Source organism: Vibrio sp. 1580 (assembly GCF_033340055.1).
Window position 1 is genome coordinate 671,872 of sequence record NZ_JAWOVT010000001.1, and the last position, 14,665, is coordinate 686,536.

Annotated in this window: 12 protein-coding genes and 1 pseudogene; 4 read left to right on the plus strand and 9 right to left on the minus strand. The window is 46.5% G+C overall.

The genetic code is table 11. The annotated features are described in order from the left end of the window. Nucleotides 1-109: 109 nt before the first annotated feature. From R7093_RS03005 to norV, 3 genes are read right to left on the minus strand one after another with little or no spacing between them, the layout of a single operon-like run. Nucleotides 110-448, minus strand: coding sequence for a DUF1971 domain-containing protein (locus R7093_RS03005; protein WP_005375231.1), 339 nt, complete (start codon nucleotides 446-448; stop codon nucleotides 110-112). 42 nt (nucleotides 449-490) lie between these two features. After that, nucleotides 491-1,639: an NADH:flavorubredoxin reductase NorW gene (gene norW / locus R7093_RS03010; RefSeq protein WP_047102580.1), complete on the minus strand. Its 1,149-nt coding sequence runs from the start codon at nucleotides 1,637-1,639 to the stop codon at nucleotides 491-493. A gap of 10 nt (nucleotides 1,640-1,649) precedes the next feature. After that, nucleotides 1,650-3,152, minus strand: a complete 1,503-nt coding sequence (gene norV / locus R7093_RS03015; RefSeq protein WP_047102579.1) for an anaerobic nitric oxide reductase flavorubredoxin — start codon at nucleotides 3,150-3,152, stop codon at nucleotides 1,650-1,652. A 190-nt stretch (nucleotides 3,153-3,342) separates the two neighbouring features. Between norV and norR the strand changes: the two genes are divergently transcribed. The 3 genes from norR (at nucleotide 3,343) to azu (ending at nucleotide 6,411) form a co-directional block, all read left to right on the plus strand. Beyond that, nucleotides 3,343-4,875, plus strand: coding sequence for a nitric oxide reductase transcriptional regulator NorR (norR, locus tag R7093_RS03020; protein ID WP_047102578.1), 1,533 nt, complete (start codon nucleotides 3,343-3,345; stop codon nucleotides 4,873-4,875). A gap of 97 nt (nucleotides 4,876-4,972) precedes the next feature. Beyond that, nucleotides 4,973-5,623: an HAD family phosphatase gene (locus R7093_RS03025; protein WP_318146496.1), complete on the plus strand. Its 651-nt coding sequence runs from the start codon at nucleotides 4,973-4,975 to the stop codon at nucleotides 5,621-5,623. A gap of 335 nt (nucleotides 5,624-5,958) precedes the next feature. After that, entirely contained in the window at nucleotides 5,959-6,411 is a 453-nt protein-coding gene (azu, locus tag R7093_RS03030; RefSeq protein ID WP_005375211.1) for an azurin, read from the plus strand. A 226-nt stretch (nucleotides 6,412-6,637) separates the two neighbouring features. Here azu and R7093_RS03035 read toward each other — a convergent pair whose 3' ends face one another. The 6 genes and pseudogenes from R7093_RS03035 to R7093_RS03060 form a co-directional block, all read right to left on the minus strand. Further along, the gene (locus tag R7093_RS03035) at nucleotides 6,638-6,988 is read right to left on the minus strand and encodes an ethanolamine utilization protein EutQ (RefSeq protein WP_017635301.1); all 351 of its coding nucleotides are present in this window, start codon (nucleotides 6,986-6,988) and stop codon (nucleotides 6,638-6,640) included. Beyond that, on the minus strand, nucleotides 6,985-8,301 hold the full coding sequence (locus R7093_RS03040) for an NAD(P)/FAD-dependent oxidoreductase (RefSeq protein WP_005385877.1): 1,317 nt from the start codon (nucleotides 8,299-8,301) through the stop codon (nucleotides 6,985-6,987). Before R7093_RS03040 ends, R7093_RS03035 begins: the two co-directional genes overlap by 4 nt. A gap of 12 nt (nucleotides 8,302-8,313) precedes the next feature. Further along, a complete protein-coding gene (locus R7093_RS03045; RefSeq protein ID WP_235429206.1) occupies nucleotides 8,314-9,597 on the minus strand; it encodes an NAD(P)/FAD-dependent oxidoreductase in 1,284 nt (427 codons plus the stop codon). After that, nucleotides 9,586-9,747 (minus strand): annotated as a pseudogene (locus R7093_RS03050) (rubredoxin); the annotation flags it as partial. The pseudogene R7093_RS03050 and the gene R7093_RS03045, both read right to left, overlap by 12 nt. A 142-nt stretch (nucleotides 9,748-9,889) precedes the next feature. Continuing rightward, nucleotides 9,890-11,326 (minus strand): aldehyde dehydrogenase family protein, encoded by a 1,437-nt coding sequence (locus tag R7093_RS03055; RefSeq protein WP_005385881.1) that lies wholly within the window; start codon nucleotides 11,324-11,326, stop codon nucleotides 9,890-9,892. Between the two features lies 1 nt (nucleotide 11,327). Further along, nucleotides 11,328-12,515, minus strand: coding sequence for an aromatic ring-hydroxylating oxygenase subunit alpha (locus R7093_RS03060; protein WP_017635305.1), 1,188 nt, complete (start codon nucleotides 12,513-12,515; stop codon nucleotides 11,328-11,330). 319 nt (nucleotides 12,516-12,834) lie between these two features. Here R7093_RS03060 and R7093_RS03065 point away from each other — a divergent pair, with 319 nt between their 5' ends. After that, the gene (locus R7093_RS03065) at nucleotides 12,835-14,571 is read left to right on the plus strand and encodes a BCCT family transporter (protein ID WP_047102574.1); all 1,737 of its coding nucleotides are present in this window, start codon (nucleotides 12,835-12,837) and stop codon (nucleotides 14,569-14,571) included. The last annotated feature ends 94 nt before the right edge of the window (nucleotides 14,572-14,665 follow it).

Below are 14,665 nucleotides of genomic sequence, written 5' to 3' on the forward strand. Positions count from 1 at the left end.
TTTCTCTTTCCTCGGTCTCGATGATCCTGCATTGCAGTCCGTTTATTGCGCCTTCTACACCCCTTTACTTGACGATTAGCGTAACAGTCAAAGCACTTACAAAGGTTCACTACTGCTTAGCGTGGAACATCGCTTGCCCACTCTTGTCCTTGTTCGACCAGAAATTGATGTTGAACTGAGCATCATCGCTCATCTCAATGCGGTGCCAGTACTGCGGTGGACTTGTAGCAAACTGGCCTGCATTAATCACCACCACTACTTCTGCTTCTGTGGCATTTTCATCAGCAAAGCCGTAGTAAGTCACTTGCCCTTCCATGACGCACAGCTGCCCAAACACACCCTCAGCGGTATTGTGATGAGTCAGTAGCGCTGGTGGCACATTGTCTTTAGTGAAGAAAGGCGTTGAACGTTGAACAGTCCAGTCTTTAGGAATTCGTAGATGCGACATAATAATACCCTCTCTAATTACAATTCTTTTCGTTTAAATCGGTTAAGCCTGACCGGCTTGAGACAACTCTCGAAGCAATGGAAATGCTTGCGTAACTTGTTCTCCCGTCACGACGAAGCCCATGAGTCGGCTATTTTCATCTTCTGCTTTCGCGGCAATGCCAGTTTGAGAAATCTGCACGCTCCAGTTCGTCACCGAACTAAAATCGCCTGCCAATTGAATTGGGTAGCTCGGCGTTTTGACCTTTACCATCATAGGCGGTAGTTTCAACTCTGCTTCTTGCCCCAGTAGTTGTTTGCCCAAAGCATTGGCACTTAGCACGATCGGTTGGAGGTACGGCATCATTCGACCTTGGATCTCAGCACAATCGCCTAATGCGAACACATTGGCTGCTGATGTCTGTAATCGAGCGTCCACCTCGATGCCTTTATTGACACTCAACCCACAAGCCTTCGCTAACCAAGTGTTAGCACGTAAACCCGCAGCTGAAATCACTACATCGGCTTCGATTGCTTTACCTTTGCTCAAGCTTGCCACCAGCGAATCATCCGAGTGATTGATCGCGACAACTCCAGTCTCTAAGGCAAGTTGAATACCTTGCTGCTTAAGTTGATTCTCCAGCGGCAATGCAACAAATTCAGGAATCAAGTTAGCGAGCAAACGGGGATTTGGCTCAACCACCGTAACGGCTTTACCACTGGTTGCGAGATCCATGGCGATCTCGACGCCGATCAAACCACCACCCATTACTAGAATTCGTTCCGCGCGGCTAATTTGCTCTTCCGCTAATTGATATTCTTGTAGCGAGTTCAGCGTTATCACCTCAGGTGCTGCATCGCCAGATATTGGCGGCACAAAGGCTTTCGCGCCTGTCGCAAACACCAGTTTGGAGTAAGAATAGGTTTGGCCGTTGGCTACCACTTGCTGGGCTTGCACGTCGACATGCTCAATCATGGTATGGGCGAACAGTTCGATGTTGTGTTCCTGTGCGAACGCCTCACCACTTTTAACCACTAAGTCTTGGGCGGTTTGCTTGTTGCTGAATACATGACTCAAATCAGGCTTGTTGTATTCCGCGCCGTCATCAGCAGTAAACACTTGCAGCGGAATATGTGCGTCCATTCGACGCACTGTTTTCACCAATTGGTAAGCCGCAAAGCCGCTACCAATAATCACAATAGGTGCTTGCATATTCGCCCCCTTACCCGTTGTATTCGACAAAGACGCCTTTACCCAAGTGGCATTCTGGGCACAAGAAGTAATCTGGCACTTCAGACCATACCGTACCCGGTTCAACGCCTTGATTAGGCTCACCTTTAGCTGGGTCGTACACCCAATTGCAAACCGTACAAACCATGCATTGACAATCTGCGGGATGTGCCTCGGTACTAGGGTTACTAGGAGCAGCATCTACTGCCGCTTGTGTTGTCACTGGCGCAACGGGTTGTGATTGAACTTGTGGTGCAGACGCAGCAATCGCCGGAGAAATAACAGGACTAGTCAGGTCATGCTTTGCCCACAATTTCGCGATGTTTTGACCATGTTCGCGACATTCACGCATCGCTTTACCATCTGGTCGCCATTTGGTTTTCAAGCTCACTGCGGTTTCAAAACCTGCGTCGGTCAATCGAGCATGGATACGATCCACCGCGCCACCGTTCCACCCGTAGCTACCGAATGCAGCGGCTTTCTTCGCCTTAAAGCGCAGACCGGTAATTTCTTCTAGCATGCCTGCGATCTTCGGCATCATGACGTTGTTCATGGTAGAAGAACCAACCAAGATGCCTTTTGAGCGGAATACATTGGCGAGAATTTCATTCTTATCATGCTTAGAGACATTAAAGACTTTAACCGCCACACCAGGATCGACATCGTGAATGCCTTGCGCGATTGCATCGGCCATCATTCGGGTGTTATTTGACATAGAATCGTAGAAAATCGTAATGCGATCTTCTTGATAATTGTCTGCCCACGCCAAGTATTGCTCGATGATTTGAACCGGATTATCGCGCCATACAATACCGTGTGACGTTGCGATCATGTCGACAGGCAAATTGAAACTCAGCACTTCTTTGATTTTTGCGGTTACCAAGCTGCTGAATGGCGTTAGGATGTTTGAGTAGTAACGCAAACACTGTTCCATCAACTCATTTTGATCCACTTCATCATTGAACAGACGTTCATCGCAGTAGTGCTGACCAAATGCGTCGTTACTGAATAACACTGCATCGCCAGTTAGGTAAGTCATCATGCTGTCTGGCCAATGCAGCATCGGCGCTTCCACGAACACCAATTGCTTACCGTTACCAATATCGATGCTGTCGCCCGTTTTTACGGTTTTGAAGTTCCACTCAGGATGGTGATGATGACCCACAATCGAATCAATCGCCGCTTCTGTACAGTAAATTGGCGTGTTCGGAATCTTCTCCATCAATGCCGACAATGCGCCTGAGTGATCTTCTTCAGCATGGTTTACTACGATAAAGTCGATAGACTTAAGGTCGATTTCCATTTCTAAATTTTGGATGAATTGTTGACTGAATCGATGATCGACCGTATCAATCAATACGGTTTTCTCTTCACGAATTAGATAACTGTTGTAGCTGGTACCTTTTGTCATTTTGTATTCTGTACCGTGGAAGTCTTGAACTTCCCAATCGCGTTGACCTACCCAGTGAATGTTGTTTTTTACGTGAATTGTCATAATTACTACCTTGAATGACGGGATAAACAAAAATAATTTCTTCTTGTATTGCACTGGGTGTGCCAACTTTTAATTACTATATATTTCAACACCTTAATTAAAACTCAACTTTAATGAGTGTCATTTAGACACAGTTGAAAATTGTCATTAAGACACTACAATAGTCATATTGACACAATCGGTATTGGCTATGACTTCTTTAATCGCGCAATGGCTACACATCACGCAAGACCTTAACTCGGCCCTCACTCAACAGGCTCGCTTCGATACGTTGTTAACCACGATTCGAGAGGTATTGAAGTGTGACTCTTCTGCCCTTCTTTTGTATGAAGACCAACACTTTAAACCTTTAGCGATCAATGGATTGGCGAAAGAAGTGCTTGGACGCCGTTTCTCCATTGAGCAGCACCCAAGATTAGAAGCCATTGCCCGAGCAGGCGATATCGTGCGCTTTCCCTCTGACAGCGACTTACCTGATCCATACGATGGCTTGATTCCAAACCACGATGACAAACTGCATGTCCATTCCTGCATTGGTTTACCTTTGCTGATCGACGATCAACTGATTGGTGCCATTACGATTGACGCCTTCGACCCCAACCAATTTGATGGGCTGCGCAACCAAGAGTTACGTTTTGTCAGCGCGTTGGCAGCAGGTGGCTTGCACACTGCACTTCTGCTAGAGCAACTAGAAACTCAAGCGAGCCTGCCACGTGACTCTTACGCTGAGAAACGCACGTTGAGTAACGAAATCATTGGCAACTCTCAGGGCATGAGGAATCTTCAAGAGCAGATTGATGCCGTCGCCGATACGGAATTGTCTGTGTTGGTCATGGGAGAAACAGGCGTAGGTAAAGAGTTGGTTGCCAGCGCTATTCACCATCGTTCTAGCCGATCGAACAATACTTTGGTTTACCTCAACTGTGCGGCGCTGCCAGAATCAGTCGCGGAAAGCGAGTTGTTCGGCCATATCAAAGGCGCATTCACAGGCGCAATCAGCAATCGTAAGGGTAAGTTTGAACAAGCCGATGGCGGCACACTGTTTTTAGATGAAGTCGGCGAACTGTCGTTAGAACTGCAAGCTAAGTTACTTCGAGCTCTACAATACGGCGACATTCAACGTGTGGGTGATGACCGCCATATTCGAGTCAATACACGCATTGTCGCCGCCACCAACCGTATATTGCATGAAGAAGTGACTGCTGGTCGCTTCCGAGCCGACTTATATCACCGCCTAAGCGTCTTCCCGCTTCATGTTCCACCTCTTCGTGAACGTGAAGACGATGTGGTGTTACTCGCAGGCTTTTTTGCCGAACGTTTAAGAAGCAAATTGGGATTGAACAGCATTCGTTTGTCCCCCACTTTGGTGCAGGCACTCAAAGACTATTCATGGCCAGGCAACGTGCGAGAGCTTGAACATGTCATTAAACGTGCTGGTGTTTTGGCAAAAGCGCGTACCCACGCCATGGACATTGAGTTAGTTGAGCAAGATTTTGACATCCGAACGCCGCATCAGAACATCAAGAACGCTGAAGAAGGGGAACAAAACTCTCGGCTTGATCTACCAGAAGGCGGATTAAAACCAGCCACAGACGCCTTCCAAAAAGCGATGATTGTTCGAGCACTGGAAGAAAACCAAGGCAACTGGGCAGCAACGGCACGTCAGTTGGAACTGGACAACGGCAACTTACACCGCTTGGCAAAACGCCTAGGGATAAAATAAGGATTGGGTAAAAAGCGTGTGAGATGGTGGAATTCCGCAGGAAAAACGATGTTGCTTGTGTCAAAATGCGCCATCTCAATCGACAAATCATAAAGTAATGAATTATCAAGCAGCTATTTTCGACATGGATGGGTTACTCCTCGACACCGAACGCGTTTGTATGCGTATCTTCAAAGAGGCATGTGAAGCCCAGAACCTACCCTTCTATAAAGATGTTTACCTTTCAATCATTGGTCGCAATGCAGCGGGCATTGAAGTGATTTTTCGTAAAGCTTATGGGGATGATCTTGACCGCTTACACGAAGAGTGGCGCGACCGTTACGACGCTGTGGTTAAGCACCAAGCGATACCAGTAAAAGAAGGGGTGATTGAGCTGCTTGAGTGGTTGAAAAGCCAAGGGTTGCCAATTGCAGTCGCCACTTCTACAGCAAAAGAAGTGGCACAGAAGAAGTTGGAGTTAGCGGGCCTAAGCAAGTATTTCGACAACTTAACGACGGGCTGTGAAGTGTCACACGGCAAACCTGATCCAGAGATCTACCTGCTTGCAGCAAGTCGTCTAAGCGTAGATCCAACCAAATGTCTCTCCTTTGAAGATTCAAATAATGGCGTGCGTGCTGCGGTAGCAGCGAACATGATCACTTATCAAATTCCTGATTTGGTTGAGCCTTGTGACGAAATAAAGCAATTAGGCCATACTGTCGCACCTTCACTGCATGATGTGTTGCACACGTTAAAGCAAACTCGCTAGGCCTACTTGTCGTCTGTTCTCTAGAAGCTCAGCAATTTAGCTGAGCTTCTTTCTTGAAACCTCTCCAATACCGTAAAACCAAACAATTCTGCCACCCGTTTAGAGAGATTATTTTCACCTTAACTCTGGCTAATCACGACTTTTGATTTAACTCACGCAATCGCATGAAATAAGGCATTTGAGTGATCAAATAGCGGAACTGACCAGTACAAGCTTGCAACAAAACGTCAATATACCGATTGAAGCACGTTTTTGGAGTGAAAATTGGCTGATAATGAGAACTATTGGATAAGATCAATCCAAGTCAGCCTAAAATACAAAATGGAGAGTGTTATATGTCTTTACGTTTATTAGCAACAACCTTCGCATTAGTAGGAATGAGCTTTGGTGCCCAAGCCAGTGCCGAGTGTGAAGTGTCATTAGATGCTAACGATATGATGCAGTTTTCTACTAAAACATTGAGCGTACCAGCCACTTGTAAAGAGGTAAAACTAACGCTGAATCACACAGGTAAGATGCCAGCGCAATCGATGGGTCACAACGTGGTCATCTCTGACACAGCCAACCTACAAGCAGTCGGTACTGATGGCATGGCAGCTGGAGCAGAAAATAACTACGTAAAACCAAATGATGATCGCGTCTACGCTCACACAAAAGTAATTGGTGGCGGTGAAAGCACCAGCATTACGTTCAGTACTGAGAAAATGAAAGCCGGCGGTGACTATTCATTCTTCTGTTCGTTCCCGGGTCACTGGGCAATCATGCAGGGTAAATTTGAGCTAAAATAAAAGCTTTAGCCAAGCCAAAAGAAGACTCATTATAGGGAAGCCAAGGCTTCCCTTTTTGATAGATAAAATAGCAATTGAGAAAGGTCTAACACGTCTGGAAACGTGACCAAGAAACATAGCAAGTATGAAACCCTTGCTCCATTGAGATTAAGTTCTTTTGCGAAAAGTTATGGTTAAAAATCAGATTTTTATTTTGCCTTTCCGAAACACAACTAAATGATAAAAGTCATTCAATACCATGTAACTCTTTCCAGTTTCCTGGATGAACCACATAGCCGAACAGAGCATGCCCACCATAAACCAATTCAGTCCCTTCCGGTATCCACAGCATCTGACCTGGGTGCACAAAATGTGTTTCACCATTTGCGGTCAGCTCGAAACAGCCTTCAATCACGAAAATAACCTCATCATAAAGCACTGTCCAAGCCACTTTAGCGCCTTCCCATTTAGCAAAGCCTACGCCTATGTTTGGTGAAATTTCTGGGCTTAACGCCCTGGCAACATACGCCATTCCTGGCGTATCACCACGAACATTGAAATCTAGACTTTTACTATCAACAAGTTTGACTGGCTTCATAATTCACTCCGGCTTTGCCATTTTGCTAATTGGATACGCGTTTTTACTCCCAAACCTAAAAAAGGCTCTGGCGGATTCAAACAAGGCATTCCTGTCACTTGCTGTATGTCATCCAATGATTTAGATGTCGCACCAACGACATAGTCAGCTAACAGTGTTCCAGAAATGGTTCCCCACGCAGCACCAACACCATTGTCACAAGCGCTGGCATAAACACCTTCATCTAATTGACCGAAAAAGTTAGTAAAGTTACGAGAGATTGCATACACCCCACCCCATGTGTGAGTAAATGGTACGTCGGCCAGCTCGGGATAACGCGCCAGAAAGACCTGACGATGATCGTCGCGAATTTGTTCTCTGACTTTATCGTTCATGCTTGAGCCATATTTCGGCACGTGTTTGTAAGTATTGCGGATCAAAATACGTCGATCGGCGGTCATACGTAACGTCGTTCCCGCATGATCAGCTGGAGTTAACCCCCAATTCAGCTCACCTCCGTATCGTTGCATTTCTGCGTCGGTTAATGGACGCGTCCAGCTTGCAAACGTCATCACTGGAAGTAGTCTGTTTTTAAGATAACCAAACTCCCGAGTAAAAATGCTGGTCCCAAGCAGCAGTTCAGGGGTTTCAACAGAGCCACTATCTCCATGTAATACCCAGCAACCGTTTTCTTTACTGAGCTTGCGGATTGGCGAGTTCTCTAACACCTCGACGTTCTCTGGAAGGCTTTCCCCTAGCCCACGCACCAAAGCAGCAGGTTGCATTAAATAACCACCTGGCGTGTAAATTGCGCGGCTGTAGTAGTTGGTTCCCAAGACTTTCGCCAGCTCACTGCCATTAACATGGAAGTATGGTTCGCCAAGGTCTTTCATTAGGTGCTCAAAGTGATCGAGATACGCTTCACCGCGCGCCCCTACGGCTCCTTGATATTTGCCCTTTGCTGACCACTGACAAGAAATACTGTGCTTCGACACTAAAGTGTTTAGCTGAGCAATCGCAGAACGGTTGAGCGACAATAACTTTTGTTTGTGCTCAGGGTCGGGATGCTCAAGTGAAAACTTATGAGGCAAATCGATAACAAAGCCCGAATTTCTTCCTGAAGCCCCTTGGCCGATACGTTGCGCATCAATCAGTATAATTCGTGCATTAGGCATAAGTTCAGCTAAACGTCTTGCCATAGCTAGGCCTGCGAAACCGGCACCTAACACGGCATAGTCAGCACTTTGTTTACCTTTTAACGCCGATTTTTCTGGAATACTTGGCAACGCATGGTACCAACCACACGTCACGTCATCATTGGGTAAATGAATCATCTTTTTTCTCCGCTACGCTGCTGACAGTTTCAATGACAATTGATCTAGCCAAGGGCCGCGTAATGACTGTACTTTTCTTCCTAGCAACGCAAAACCGAGCATTGCTCCTTCTGGTGAATAAAACGCAGCGGTCAATTCATCTGCTTGGGTCTCGATGTACCATTGTCCCTGTTCTTCAGCGGCTACCGGGAAAATCGTGAGTGGAAGAATCGGCGTTTTTACAATCACTGGAGTTGGTGTTAACGAGATAGGGGCGACATCGCCTAGCAAGCTTTTCGCTACAGAAGGGATCATTTGATTAATCGGTGCAATATAGGGCTGCCAACCTTGCTCAGTTTCAACACAGTCACCTAGCGAGTAAATATTCTCATCACTCGTCTGGCCGAATTGATTCACTTTAATGCCCCGGCCAACTTCAAGCCCCGCGCGCTCAGCCAGAGAAACATTTGGCTTGAGTCCAACCGCGCTCAGCACTAGATCTGCTTCAATCTGCTTGCCACTGTTTAGATGTAAAACCGCACTAGATTCCGACCTTGGTTCGATTCTGGTGATACTGTCTTGTAGAGCCCATTGCACGCCTCGATCGGCAAGTGCGCTTTGTAATGATTCACCCAACTGTTGCGGGATCAAACGCTCCATTGGCCATTGACCCAACCCGATAACTGTTACTTCATAACCGCTTTCGATCAGATCATTTGCGAACTCACAGCCAATTAAGCCATCACCTAGGATCGCGATGCGCTTTTTGTCTTGCAGCTCCGCTCTGAAACGGCGGTAATCAACTAAGTCGTTCACACTCATAACCCAAGAGCGATCGCCCTCAATTGGGATTTCAATCGGTGATGCACCTGTTGCCAGTACCAAGCGGCTGTAGGCGTATTTACCGATGGAGGTATGTAACGTTGAATTGGCACGATCGATCTGTTCAACACGGGTATGCGGGTAAACTCGGATATTGAGACGGCTTTCCCACTCCAACGCGCTCTCACTTTGTAGCGCGTCGCCGTCTTTATTCATGACCAGTGCATTAGACAATGCTGGTTTGCTGTACAAAGCGCCATCATCAGCGGTAAAGACAGTGATCGGAACCTTCTCAGATTGCGCTCTAAGTGCCGCCGCCAACTGGTAACCACTGTGGCCACTACCGATGATAACGATAGGGTCATTTGAGAATACAGGTTGAGTAACTTCAGATGGAAGAGGCTGAGCAGTATTTGGCTGAACAGACGCTTCTACCGACACCGAAGACACCGCTGCAACCTCTTCTAGTGGCGCGTCGTCGGTAATTTCGATCATTTCAAAATCGGCCTTACCCACTAAACAGTCAGGACATAACCAGTCATCCGGTACATCTTCCCATGCTGTTCCTGGTGCAATGCCATCGGATGGCCAACCTTGTGCTTCATCATAGATTAAGCCGCAAATAATACAGAGCCACTTTCTCATCACTTATACTCCAACTACCTTGTTCAGAATTTCCGTGTTTACAAACCGCTGTCAGATTTGTTGTGATTCCATCAACCTCGCCCTAGCTTGTGGTCTGAAATCCAAGCCGGTACGAGGTGATGAAAATACAGTTACACGGTAGCTATACGTTGCTGTCTTGCTGCAAACGAATGGCAATATTGCGTGTCTGGACGTAGCTATAAATCGCTTCTTGTCCTTTTTCTCGCCCAAACCCGGACAAGCCCACGCCACCAAATGGTGTTTCGATGCCACCAGCAAACCATTCATTGATGAACACTTGTCCACCACGCAGTTGCTGTGCCACACGCAATGTTTGGTTTAGGCTTTCACCAAAGACACCAGCGACCAGGCCAAAATCGGTGCCATTCGCGATTTCAACGGCCTCTTGCTCGGTTTCAAACGGTGTAATTACCAGTACAGGACCAAACACTTCTTCTTGAGCAATACGCATATCTGGTGAGGCTTCAATCACCGTCGGTGCCACAAAGTAACCCGACAAATCAGGGGCGTATCCACCCGTTAGGATGTTCGCGCCGTCGGCTTTTGCTTGTTCTATCATTTCAAGCACGCGCGCTTGTTGATCAGCCGATACCAACGGTGTTATATCCGGCTGGCTTTCACCTTGACCAATGGTTAGGTCTTGCGCCATTTTCACTACCGCCGCTTTTACTTCTTCATAACGCTCTTTTTGAATTAGCAAACGAGACATTGCCGAACAAACTTGACCAGCGTTAAAGAAAATACCGACTTGAACGCTTTGTAAAAGCGTTTCGAGACTCACATCTTTCAGTGCGATAGCGGCCGATTTACCACCCAGCTCCATCACAGATGGTGTGGCGCGTTGCGCTGAATCTTTCAGTATGCGTTGGCCGGTCGGCACAGAACCTGTAAAGACAATTTGATCAACGTCTTGATGCTGCACCAAGTGGCTGCCAACTACGGAGCCTTTGCCACATAGCAAGTTAATCGCGCCTTTTGGGAAACCCGCTTTTTCAATCGCTTTAATCAACAACGTCATAGCGAGTGGGGAAATCTCTGGCGATTTGATCACCACTGCGTTACCAGCAGCTAATGCAGGTGCTAATGAGCGTGCACAAATAGAAACTGGGAAATTCCACGGCACAATCTGCACTGACACACCAAACGGCACATATTGGGTGAAATCGACATAATCTTTACCCAACGGAATTGACGTGCCTTCCAGCTTGTCGGCCATGCCAGCGTAGTATTCGAAGTAACGTGCCGATTCTAAAAACTCATCTTTGGCATCTTGCAAAGATTTCCCATTTTCACGGCAGGCAACTAACCCACCTTCATCAACCATTTCACGAATAGCCGCGGCGGCTTTTAACATCCACTCGGTTCTGACGGCTGGACGAACGTCCGAAAGAACGCCTTGATTGACTACTCGACGTGCCGCTGCCATTGCGCGATCTGCATCGGTGATAGTGGCTTCTGCAACCGTCGCATACGCTTCGGCTGTGCCAGGGTTCATGACGGTCAGCGCTTGCTCTGAATCGCACCACTCACCATCAATATAATTAAGGTAATGCATCATATTACTGCTCCAGTGCCGCTTTCACTTGCTTTGCCAACCAGGTTTGAAAGAAATGCGTCGGAACATCCATTTCTGGTGAGAACACACCACCACCAAAGCCAGGTGAGTAACGACCTTCCTGCATGCCCTCGACCGCTCCAATATCTTCGCCGAATACGACTCGCCATGACTCAACGGTAGCAGTACGGCACGCAGCGAACTCATCTTTCGTTGCTTCATCACCCACATAGAAAACACGTAGGTGCTCAACACTTTTATTCGCAGTGATTGGTTCAATCATCATTGCAAAGGCATGATCGGCTTGAATACCAAGCAACACGTTTGGAAAGAGTGCAACATATTCTGCATGACGCAGTTTATCTTCTGGCCAGCTTGGAAATTTAGGTAAGTGTGTTCCTGCAGTATCAGAGAGGTTGTATGCGAGACTACCTTGGCCAGCAAAACGCTCTGCAAACATGATGTTGTAGTGATCCTCTAGGCGAGAATAACTGTTCAAACTCGGATGCACCCAAGGTAAGTGGTAAGCTTCACAATAGTTTTCTACGGCAAGCTTCCAGTTACTTTTCACTTCTATCTCTAAGTTGCCACCCATGTTCACGCGGCGAAGAAGCCCTAATCCTTCTTCACCTAAGAATTGCTGCCAACGTTGCTCTAGCGGCGCGATATGCTCTTCAAAGCTTTCTGCTTTGCCCGATAAGTTGACGAATACCATGTCCATCCAAACGGCTGAACGAAGTGGCTTAAGGCCATGCTTTTCACACTTAAATCGGTCATCTTTGTGTTTTGCGATACCACCGATGTGTGGTGTGCCTTTTAGATTGCCGTCAAGATCGTACGTCCATGAATGGTAAGGACAGCGAATCATGCCTTGAACTTCGCCTGCCTCATGAACCAGCTTCATACCTCGGTGGCTACACACGTTGTGGAAGACTTGGACTTCACCTTGACGATTTCTCATCATGAGTAGTGGAAGATTCATGAAATCAAGTGGCATTACATAACCATTTTTAAGCAGGTCTGATGCAAAACCAATACATACCCAAGTGTTACCAAACACCTGATCACGCTCAAAAGTAAAATACTCTTCGCTGGTGTAGGCCTGATTCGGCATTCCTGTTGCTTCACTGATTGGGTTCAGTACATTATCAACAAGTTCAACAGGAATAATGGTTTGGTTGACATTGCTCATATTCTTATCTCCGAGAGTCGAGTTGCATCCAGTGCGTACAACATCGTGTTGTGTTAGTGGAGATAATTTTGATTAACAACCCGGCAACAAACAAACGACTTTTTCGCCGGGCTTGGATGAGTTTTTGTCATTCATGCATTGATCTCGAACAAAAAAATAACCTTTTAATTAACAATGATCTTCTTGTCATGATTAATACTCATTAACCGATGAGTATTAATCAGTTGAAACACAAAAGCCCTCTCTCTACTCTCTTTCAAAAATTAACAATAACGCAACAAACAATAACGTTAAAACAAACGCACTGTGAGGGATGCCTATGAGAGCAACATCTGGGATATTGAAAGGACTCAATCCGACTGTGACAATCGCATCAAAGATCGTCGTTATCGGTTTTGTACTTTTCTGCGCAATTCTCGCCAATCAAGCGGGCCAATACTTCGAAACGATTTCCGGCATTTTGCTACAGAATATGAAGTGGTTTTACATCGGACTTGTTTCACTCGTTGTCGGTTTTCTTCTTTACCTTATGGTTAGTCGATATGGGCATATTCGTTTGAGTAAAGATAACGAAAAACCAGAGTTTAGTTATTTGTCTTGGGTATCCATGCTTTTTTCCGGAGGCATGGGGATAGGCTTAATTTTCTGGTCGGTCGCCGAACCGATGTGGCATTACGCTGACAACCCATTTACTCAAGGCCTGACCAATGAAGCCGCAACAACATCAATGAAACTGACATTCTTTCACTGGGGTCTACATCCTTGGTCTGTCTTTATCATTGTTGCACTCGCATTAGCTTACTTTTCCTACCGTAAAGATCTGCCTTTTACCCTACGCTCTATCTTGTACCCTTTGATTGGTGATCGTATTTATGGGCCTATCGGACACACGGTTGATATCCTAACAGTCGCGGTGACTGCTTTCGGTATCTCTCAAACCTTGGGGATGGGAGTTATCCAAATAAACTCTGGTTTGAATCAAGCCTTTGGTCTAGATATTAGTTTGGGGATTCAACTCTTTATTATCGTTTCCCTTTGTACTTGTGCGGTTGCGTCGGTGCTATCTGGTGTAGGAAAAGGTATTCGCCGTTTATCAGAATGGAACATGCTGCTCTCACTCGCACTCGTGCTAGTCGTACTTTACATTGGTCCAACTCGCTATATCTTAAATACGCTACTCGAAAGTACGGGGCTTTATGCACAAAACATTGTCGGTATGAGCTTATGGAGCGATGCACAGAATGACTCTGGCTGGCAAAACTGGTGGACGGCTTATTACTGGCCTTGGTGGATGACTTGGGCACCTTTCGTTGGCATGTTTGTGGCTCGTATCTCTAAAGGACGCACAATACGTGAACTTATCGGTGGCGCATTAATCGTACCTACGCTAATCACGTTTTTATGGATTTCAGTATTTGGTGGTGCAGCGTTGAAGGTAGAGCAAGACGCTCGTGTTGCTCATCAAGAGCAAGTCACTGCGGCACAAGAAGCCAAACAGACACCACCTGCGGATTTTTCTGGCGGCCCGATTCTTGAAGCGACTAAAGCTGATACGACACGCGCTTTGTTTACGCTATTCGACAACCTAGATACAGGTATGTTTGGTAAACTCCTTAGCGTGCTTGCGTGTTTATTACTCGGTACTTATTTCATTACCTCCGCTGACTCAGGTACCTTAGTTCTATGTACCCTCGATGCCGCTGGGCACAGTGAGCCTCCTACCTCTATACGCGTATTGTGGGGGATCATGATCGCAGCCATTGCGGGAGTACTTCTATACGCAGGAGGGTTAAAAGCAATGCAAACGGCCTCCATTATTGCCGGTTTCCCTATCGCGATTTTTATCGCGGTGATGAGCTTAACGCTGTTCCATAGTATTCGACGCGAACCTAAGCCATGGGCAATGCTTCCTGAACATGTTCACCCAGAACAAGAGAAACTTGATGGTCCTGTTGAACCGCTTGTTGAAAGCAAAACTGTGGCTTCCGAGCCTATCGCTTCAAGATCCTCGCTGAAAGATGATTCCACACTCAATCAGGGACCAGTACTAAGTTAGTGCGTCGTTTCATCAATCTGACCCGTCCTGATATGGGTTGACACTTTTTAACTAAAACGCTCGATGTACTTCATCGGGCGTTTTGTATTTTAAA

Bases quoted from the DNA above. Each gene is read 5' to 3' on its own strand.
- R7093_RS03005 (WP_005375231.1), bottom strand. From the start codon at position 448: ATGTCGCATCTACGAATTCCTAAAGACTGGACTGTTCAACGTTCAACG.
- norW (WP_047102580.1), bottom strand. From the start codon at position 1,639: ATGCAAGCACCTATTGTGATTATTGGTAGCGGCTTTGCGGCTTACCAA.
- norV (WP_047102579.1), bottom strand. From the start codon at position 3,152: ATGACAATTCACGTAAAAAACAACATTCACTGGGTAGGTCAACGCGAT.
- norR (WP_047102578.1), top strand. From the start codon at position 3,343: ATGACTTCTTTAATCGCGCAATGGCTACACATCACGCAAGACCTTAAC.
- R7093_RS03025 (WP_318146496.1), top strand. From the start codon at position 4,973: ATGAATTATCAAGCAGCTATTTTCGACATGGATGGGTTACTCCTCGAC.
- azu (WP_005375211.1), top strand. From the start codon at position 5,959: ATGTCTTTACGTTTATTAGCAACAACCTTCGCATTAGTAGGAATGAGC.
- R7093_RS03035 (WP_017635301.1), bottom strand. From the start codon at position 6,988: ATGAAGCCAGTCAAACTTGTTGATAGTAAAAGTCTAGATTTCAATGTT.
- R7093_RS03040 (WP_005385877.1), bottom strand. From the start codon at position 8,301: ATGATTCATTTACCCAATGATGACGTGACGTGTGGTTGGTACCATGCG.
- R7093_RS03045 (WP_235429206.1), bottom strand. From the start codon at position 9,597: ATGATCGAAATTACCGACGACGCGCCACTAGAAGAGGTTGCAGCGGTG.
- R7093_RS03055 (WP_005385881.1), bottom strand. From the start codon at position 11,326: ATGATGCATTACCTTAATTATATTGATGGTGAGTGGTGCGATTCAGAG.
- R7093_RS03060 (WP_017635305.1), bottom strand. From the start codon at position 12,515: ATGAGCAATGTCAACCAAACCATTATTCCTGTTGAACTTGTTGATAAT.
- R7093_RS03065 (WP_047102574.1), top strand. From the start codon at position 12,835: ATGAGAGCAACATCTGGGATATTGAAAGGACTCAATCCGACTGTGACA.